At 46.3% G+C, this 7,058-nt stretch carries 8 protein-coding genes and 2 pseudogenes; 6 read left to right on the top strand and 4 right to left on the bottom strand.

Translation table 11 applies throughout. The annotated features are described in order from the left end of the window. The first annotated feature begins 89 nt into the window (after positions 1 to 89). From V7K49_RS19760 to V7K49_RS34740, 3 genes and pseudogenes are all read left to right on the top strand, one after another. A complete protein-coding gene (locus V7K49_RS19760; protein WP_335207011.1) occupies positions 90 to 716 on the top strand; it encodes an amino acid permease in 627 nt (208 codons plus the stop codon). Between the two features lie 2 nt (positions 717 to 718). Continuing rightward, positions 719 to 1,549, top strand: a complete 831-nt coding sequence (locus V7K49_RS19755) for an APC family permease (RefSeq protein WP_335207010.1) — start codon at positions 719 to 721, stop codon at positions 1,547 to 1,549. A gap of 301 nt (positions 1,550 to 1,850) precedes the next feature. Next, a pseudogene (locus tag V7K49_RS34740) lies at positions 1,851 to 2,090 on the top strand (IS701 family transposase); the annotation flags it as partial. A gap of 355 nt (positions 2,091 to 2,445) precedes the next feature. On the opposite strand, the gene V7K49_RS19745 reads toward V7K49_RS34740, so the two are convergent. From V7K49_RS19745 to V7K49_RS34735, 4 genes are all read right to left on the bottom strand, one after another. Then, on the bottom strand, positions 2,446 to 2,871 hold the full coding sequence (locus V7K49_RS19745; protein ID WP_335207008.1) for a DUF4267 domain-containing protein: 426 nt from the start codon (positions 2,869 to 2,871) through the stop codon (positions 2,446 to 2,448). A gap of 125 nt (positions 2,872 to 2,996) precedes the next feature. After that, positions 2,997 to 3,308: an anthrone oxygenase family protein gene (locus tag V7K49_RS19740; RefSeq protein ID WP_335207007.1), complete on the bottom strand. Its 312-nt coding sequence runs from the start codon at positions 3,306 to 3,308 to the stop codon at positions 2,997 to 2,999. Positions 3,309 to 3,529: 221 nt separating this feature from the next. Next, on the bottom strand, positions 3,530 to 3,847 hold the full coding sequence (locus V7K49_RS19735; protein WP_335207005.1) for a hypothetical protein: 318 nt from the start codon (positions 3,845 to 3,847) through the stop codon (positions 3,530 to 3,532). A gap of 69 nt (positions 3,848 to 3,916) precedes the next feature. Further along, positions 3,917 to 4,069: a DUF4267 domain-containing protein gene (locus tag V7K49_RS34735; protein WP_442948680.1), complete on the bottom strand. Its 153-nt coding sequence runs from the start codon at positions 4,067 to 4,069 to the stop codon at positions 3,917 to 3,919. A gap of 269 nt (positions 4,070 to 4,338) precedes the next feature. Here V7K49_RS34735 and V7K49_RS19730 point away from each other — a divergent pair, with 269 nt between their 5' ends. The 3 genes and pseudogenes from V7K49_RS19730 to V7K49_RS19720 all read left to right on the top strand — a co-directional run bounded on the left by V7K49_RS19730 (position 4,339) and on the right by V7K49_RS19720 (position 6,893). Then, on the top strand, positions 4,339 to 4,947 hold the full coding sequence (locus V7K49_RS19730) for a TetR/AcrR family transcriptional regulator (protein ID WP_335207003.1): 609 nt from the start codon (positions 4,339 to 4,341) through the stop codon (positions 4,945 to 4,947). Between the two features lie 170 nt (positions 4,948 to 5,117). After that, a pseudogene (locus V7K49_RS19725) lies at positions 5,118 to 5,800 on the top strand (ISAzo13-like element transposase-related protein); the annotation flags it as partial. A 679-nt stretch (positions 5,801 to 6,479) separates the two neighbouring features. After that, on the top strand, positions 6,480 to 6,893 hold the full coding sequence (locus V7K49_RS19720; protein WP_335207002.1) for a hypothetical protein: 414 nt from the start codon (positions 6,480 to 6,482) through the stop codon (positions 6,891 to 6,893). The last annotated feature ends 165 nt before the right edge of the window (positions 6,894 to 7,058 follow it).

The following is a 7,058-nucleotide window of genomic DNA, read 5'->3' as shown; positions in this document are numbered from 1 at the left end:
ATTCATTATTTAGCCATATTTTCAACAGTCCCAGGTTCTATCAGTTAGTTTTACATTTAAAATGTTGATAATCATTTTCATAATGAGAATTGCTGGCTACAAATTCTTCGAGCAAACCCCCAAAGCTGCAACGCAATACGCTGCAATTGCGCCATGCAGTCGTTATGGCAGTCGCTGCGATGTCTCCCGTGGGAGCCATCTTTTTTAATACCATTCCCCAAGCGGGACTCGTCGGTGCAGCGATGCCATTGTGCTACATCATTGGTTTTGGGATGGCTCTGCTAGTTGCTGATCAAATTAGCATACTTGCAGCCGAGTTCCCTGCGAGTGGCTCGTTGTATACCTTTGTGACTCAAGGATTAGGAGTACGCTGGGGCTTTCTCGCTGGCTGGTTGAGTTTAATTTCTTTTGGTGCGGCTATTCCTTTTGTCTTTCTAGTAATGAGTGCGAATTTTCAAGAACTGTTGCTGCACTGGTTTGGCGTACACCTAAACTGGACATTATGGTATTGCTTGTTCGCTTTGATCGTCGGGGCAGTGTGTTATCGCGGCATTCGCTTCTCGCTGCAATTGGATCTGACGCTATTGATGTTTGAACTCGCCATTTGTCTATTGCTCGCGCTCATTATATTTATCCAAGCTAGCAAAACCGGACAATTGACACTATTACCCTTCACGCTGACGGGGCACAGCACAGCAACCTATTTGTCGGTGTGATTTTGTCCATCCTCAGTTTCGTCGGGTTTGAATCTGCAACTACGTTGGGTGAAGAAGTTCAAAACCCCCGAAAATCAATTCCGAAAGCGACGGTGATCACCCTAGTTTTAGTCGGCATGTTCTATGTACTGATGTCATATGTGGCAACGCTGGGATATGGCATCCATAATATGGCAGCCTTTGCCCAAGATGCTGCCCCTTTCCATACGATCGCCCGTTACGTTTGGGGCAATGGGTTCGCCTTATTGATTGATTTTGCCGGAATTATGGCAGGATATGCCTGTGCCGTTGCCTTTCTCAATGGTGCTGCTCGGATTGTCTATGCCATCAGTCGAGAAGAACTGTTTCCCCATTGGTTGGCGCACATTCATCCCACCTATGGCACACCGACAAATGCCATTTTCGGGTTAAGTGGCAGTTCTGCGTTTGTGGGGCTGGGGTTGGGAATCTTGTGGACACCGATTCAGGCGTTTGCCTTTCTGGGAACAGTCATAACGCTGGCTGCCCTAGCGATCTATGGATTGACTAGTTTGGCGTGTTTTCGATATTTCTCGACAAAACGCCGCACTCAGTTGGAGCAAAACTCTACGAATCGCTTTGGTTGGTTGCGTTATGTTCTACTACCTTGGCTCTCGATAATCGCGATTAGTAGTGTCCTAGTTGGCAACCTTTATCCTCCTCCACCAGCACCGCTTAGCTTAGCACCAGTTGTCGTCTTGATTTGGCTATTGCTGGGCATCGGAGTGTTAAGGTTGCTGCAAATTCACAAACCCGAAGCTATTCGTCACGCAGGTAGACTATTTGTCGTTGATGAAACTGAAACCCTCAGTTAGAACAATGTATAGCGGTTCTCGTTTACGTAAAGTACACCCGTAGGGGCACGGCACTGCCCATTGGTGTCAACTTAAGCTAAAACTCTTTTAAAACCTCGTTTCCAGCCAGAGGCTGGAAATGCTCTTCAATAGGACTTACGCAACTGTCACACTGTGATCGCCCGTAATAGTACATGGGTATTACTTTGACGCAGTTCTAAAAGCTTTATATTCGGAATAGAAATGGTATTAGTGAAGCACTATTGAAATATTTATGAGAAAATAAGTATCTTCGTATCTTAAATAGAATTTGTTTGCGGGAATGAGATTTACTAAACTTAATTACTGTCAATACTTGCTAAGTAGCCAAATCAATTATACAATCACAAATTTGGCAGAGCATTTAGAGCAGATAAGTCATGATAAAATCAACCGTTATTTAACGAATGAAAAATTAACACCTCGGATTCTTTGGGATAATGTTAAAGATTTAATAGAAATAAATAATCACGCTCACTTAGTTTTTGATCACACAGTACTTGACAAACGATACACTGTAGAGAGAAAGCTCTCTTCAAAAGTCTGTCAACTAGAGCTTCATGTGGAAAACCTGGATGAGCAACTATTAGTTGCCAAAAAGCTCAAGGGTCAACCAAAAATCCGACCAAGTACCCTAAATCAAAGAGAAGAACCGCCTGTATCAGCAAAAAAACGGGCTGGTTCAGAAAAAAGGAGTAAAAAACCAGCTTTGTAGCACTGCGGATTTTACGCGCAACACATCAAGATTTTGTACTCAATGAATATTCCCGCAACTAATGGATTGAACGTCGCCGCCCACCAGCACTCGCGCGGTATCGAAGCCGTCGGGCGCAAAGGCGCGGGCACGTTGCGCAACGTCGTCACGTCCGTCCACCACTTTATCGACTTCTTTTGAGTAGAACACTGGCTAAAACAATCAAGTACAAAGCCGTGCCACCGTGAATCATCAGTGCAGCAATGTTACTCATTCCAATGTTGATATACACATTCAACAAGTCACCTAACGGAATGAGCGCCACTACCAAGAGAAAGGCAGACAATACCTGACGAGTCACTTTTATCCAAAGAAAGACAATCACAAACAAACCGGATACGATGTCGCGCGTTCCCTTTGCCCAGAGATAGGCATAAGTATCTGTGCTATCAACGGGTATACCGAAACCTGCTGCTCCAACCAACGGTGCAATAATAAACCGGGCACCAATAAAGATGATGCCAACGGCAGGCAAAACCACCAGCCAAAATAGCAGGGAGTTCATCGGTAAATCATTAGCATTGGTTGACAAATCATTCCGTTGAGTCATCGTTATCCTCCACAAATCATTTGAATTGATAACCGTAAAATTGAGCATCGCTGCATATTTTCTTAATGGACAGCTGCAACTGACGCCAAGCGCGTTTCCTCTTACTTATCCAGATCATGGATCCCTCAGCGGACCGCGACGTATGTGAACAGGATGGATGCGACGGCGAGAGCGACTATACGCACGCGATGTCTTCTGTCCCAGGTACGATGTATTCCTTGCCATCCAGCAGCACCTTCGACCACACGATTATTTAGTGGCACCATGAAGAGGATCGTGGCGAGCACAGTAAGAAACCAGATCACACTGGCCGTGAGCAGGATCACAAACCCTGGCGTGTGCCGATAAAGCCAGGTCTCAACCCCGAGCAGCAGGAGATCGGCCGTGTACCACATTGGCATCACCTTACCAAGCACGGCAGCGTAATGGCCCAGCATTCTCGCTTGCGGCTCAGGGTCAAGACGCCATGCGCTAGGGTTTACGAACGCGGAAACAGAAAACTCGGATCCCACTAGCAGAAGCAACCTGAACACAGCGGCCACATTGAACAAGTGCATGAACAACTCCTTTGATGGCTTCGGACGAACGCTAAGTTGAGAGGGGCCGGGAAGTCAGCTTTTAGCATGGTTGTGCGGCCGGATCTTTACAGGAAGGGATTTTAGGTCAGAGGTGACCCATCTCCCGGGATGAGGAGAAGAGTGTCAACGCCTTCGATCTGTGCCACATCGAATCCGCTCATGTCTTGCTTGAACGCATCGGTTTGCATGTACTCACGTGTGACGACCTCAGGATCGGCTTGCTCGCCGAAGCTTATGAGCGCAACTACGTTCCGCGGCGCCGAGGGAGCCGAGAAGAAGGCATGCGTCTCCACGCCGAACAGCTCAAGGCTTTTGACATGTAGTACCCAATGAGGCAGGTAAGCGATAGCGGCCTCTTCTGTTCGGAGACGATAGGTTCTGATCTGAAACTTTCGCATGGGATTCTCCTTGTTGCTCTGTTTGTGGTGAGGTCTTGATACCCGTTCTCTTGCTATTGGGGCATCTGCTTAGAAGGCATGGATCAGCAAGAGGCCAGCGAAAAGCATTACCAAGCAGGTCATGCCATGAACGGAAAACGCCGTAGCTTTACGCCCGCCTGACGCCAGAACGTTGGACATGTCGCCAAGCGGGATGACGGCGAGGGCTAGGAGGGCAGGCAATGCCCACCGTCTTGCTGTTCGTGGTCAGCATCAGGGTCAGCACGACCAATCCAGAGGCCACATCCCGACCCGCTCCGGAGCTGCAATGTAAAAACAACCGATCACCATGATCGTGACAGAAACGAGGACGGCCAGAGAAAGCGGAATAGCGGCATGCATGATTTATTTCCTCTTTAGAAATACTAGCAACGCTATTATAAATGCAAATGAGGTGACTTAGGGCTCCGCAGTGTAAAATAATTCCTAGCGGCGCTATAATCTACTTTGGTATGATGACCCAGCGAATTGAGGAACGAAAGGCGCGGGACAGGCAGGCTCGCCGGGCACAGATCATCCGTGCGGCTCGACAGGTCGCGGAATCCGAAGGATGGCCCAACGTTACCGTGCGGCGGCTATCGGACGAGATCTCCTACAGCCAACCCGTCTTGTACTCCCACTTTGAGAACCGCGAGGGCATTGTCGCCGCAGTCGCCATTGAGGGTTTCCAGGAGCTGGGCTTGGCTTTGGAGAAGGCGCGGCAACGGGGAAAGCGCAGAAACCCAGTCGAGGCGGTGGCGAGCGGCTACCTGGAGTTCGCCACCGCTTCACCCGCTCTATACGAAGCGATGTTTTCGCTTAGCCTGAGCTTGCCTTTCGGAGATCCCGCCACTCCTCCCGAGTTGAGATTCGCGTTCTCCCAAATCCTGGAGATCTTTCCTGAGCAGAGCACGAAGTCCGAAACCCTGTCGGAATTGTTCTGGGCGAGCCTTCATGGCATAGTCGAGTTGACAAGAACCAAGCGATTTCCGCCTAAACGACAGAAAGAACGCTTGCGGGCGCTTGTGGAAGTCTTCAGCTTTACAATCGACAAGATGGCGCAGGTGGAGAAATCGCAATGACAGCGCTCTTGGCGTTGCATAGGGGACTTCCAAGGAATAAAATCACCAAGTACAAAAATGATAATCATTCTGGAGGAGGGTAAGGAGAAGCAGCCGCAGGCTGCTTCTCCTTACCACTTTTTGTAGTAAATTCAATTTGGAGGGAAATTTTTGTGTGAAGAGGAGTGTTGATAGAATTAACTGATTCAGTCAAAAAAGTGTTTCAGGAAACAGCAAGCCAACTTCAGGGTGCAGCAAGGCGGCGGTTTCAAGCACAAATTGTGATAGAGTTGGGTTACGAAGGGCAATTACTGGCTCAAAAAGAATTGGGATGGGATAGAAATACTATCCGTAAAGGAATCAAGGAATTAGCAACTGGGGTTACTTGTGTAGATAATTATTCTCTAAAAGGGCGCTGGAAAGCAGAAGAACATTTACCAAATCTTTTAGAAGATATTAAAAATTTAGTGGATTCTCAAAGTCAAACCGATCCAAGTTTTAAAAGTCAGAGATTATATACACAGTTAACTGCAAGTCAAGTAAGAAAGCTATTAATCGAGAAGTTTAGCTATAGTGATGAACAGTTACCGACCGAAGAAACAATTCGCGTCAAATTGAATTATTTAGGTTATCGGCTCAAACGAGTAGCAAAAGTTATACCGCAAAAAAAATTCCAGAAACTGATGCAATTTTTGAACGACTCGCAATAGTTAATCAATCAGCTTTAGATGATAAGAGTATTTTACGTCTCAGTCTTGATGCCAAAGCTCGTGTAAACATTGGACTTTTTGATAGGGGAGGCAGAAATAGAGCTTTAACCGAGACTGAAGACCATGATTATAATCCAAAAACAACTGTAACTCCTTATGGTATCCCTCTTCTGTCACTTTCCGGGAGGGCGATCGCTAGAAGCCTCATGAGGCAATCAATACAAGCTATACTATTAGAAAAAAATGGGTCTTGTATTTGTTATTAGGAAAAAATCTGGCGATGCCTGCGGCGGGCTACGCCTACGCTTCCTGTATAAAAGCTCTGGAATTCAGAAATGACAAATGTTTTCGGAGAGTGACAGAAGAGGGTTAATGGATATTTAAGGGGGAGAAAGCGGTTGCCTTTAGCAACCGCTTTCTCCCCCTTAAAAAGGATTATCATTATTGTGTAAGCGTGTATTTTTGATTTTTGTTGATTAATTTATTCTTTGGAAGTCCCTAACCCACCAACAACGCCCGTTCCTTGAAAAGCAGAGTCTAACACTCCTTGCGGCAAATTGTGTTCCTAAACTCAAATGAACGGCTGCTAGGGGTTCTGAAAAACTTTTCGATCTACTGGTAATGCAAGCGATCGCGATCATCAGCCCCAAAACCTCGGCTGAAACCCTGATTATTTCGTAAATTTACAAAAGTTTTCGATCTACTGACTTTACCACTTTGCGACACAACCAGAAAAATAGTCAACCAGAAAATCTACGAAAGTCCTTAGGTGATTTCTGAGAAAGAATTTACCAATGAAGGTAAAATACGTTCTTGATGACTAAGGAGACAGGAGCAAGAAGAGTGGATACGTTAGTCTCAACAACCTCAACTAAATTTTTAACATCATCGCAAATCGAAGACCTACGACTGGCAGCATCAAAAATGGATGGAGTAGAACGTCGAGATTTTCAGGCTGCGATCGCAGTGAAATATTGCCAGGGTAGTGCAAGGTTGACAGAAACAGTATTTGGCTGGGGGAGACAAAATATAGAGGTAGGATTGGCGGAAAAAAGAACAGGGATAATCTGTGTGGGATTACAATCAGCCTTTAGCGGAGCAAAGCGTTGGGAGGAAAAATCAATCCATTTGCGGCATCATCACTGCGACAGATGGCAGAATCTCATGCTCAACAAGACCCAACATTTAAAACATGCTAGCATATACCCGGTTGACAGCAGCAGGAGCACTCTTACAACTCAAAGAACAGGGATTTAGTCAGGAGCAATTACCATCTAAGAGTACAATGGCGCAAGTATTGAACCGAATGGGTTATCGTCTTCGCCTAGTTATATAGCAACCGCCAGCGTGGTTAGGACGCTAAGTGCAAGACATACTCCATCGCATCACGTAGACAATCAAACTGGTCAAGTTGCTTGCGAA

Source organism: Nostoc sp. (assembly GCF_036919675.1).
In the GTDB taxonomy this organism is placed as follows: Bacteria; Cyanobacteriota; Cyanobacteriia; order Cyanobacteriales; family Nostocaceae; genus Nostoc.
This window is presented reverse-complemented; position numbering and strand designations above follow the sequence as displayed.

Excerpts from the sequence above, each read along its gene's own strand:
- V7K49_RS19745 (WP_335207008.1), bottom strand. The coding sequence starts at position 2,871 with ATGACTCAACGGAATGATTTGTCAACCAATGCTAATGATTTACCGATG.
- V7K49_RS19740 (WP_335207007.1), bottom strand. The coding sequence starts at position 3,308 with ATGCTGGGCCATTACGCTGCCGTGCTTGGTAAGGTGATGCCAATGTGG.
- V7K49_RS19735 (WP_335207005.1), bottom strand. The coding sequence starts at position 3,847 with ATGCGAAAGTTTCAGATCAGAACCTATCGTCTCCGAACAGAAGAGGCC.
- V7K49_RS19730 (WP_335207003.1), top strand. The coding sequence starts at position 4,339 with ATGATGACCCAGCGAATTGAGGAACGAAAGGCGCGGGACAGGCAGGCT.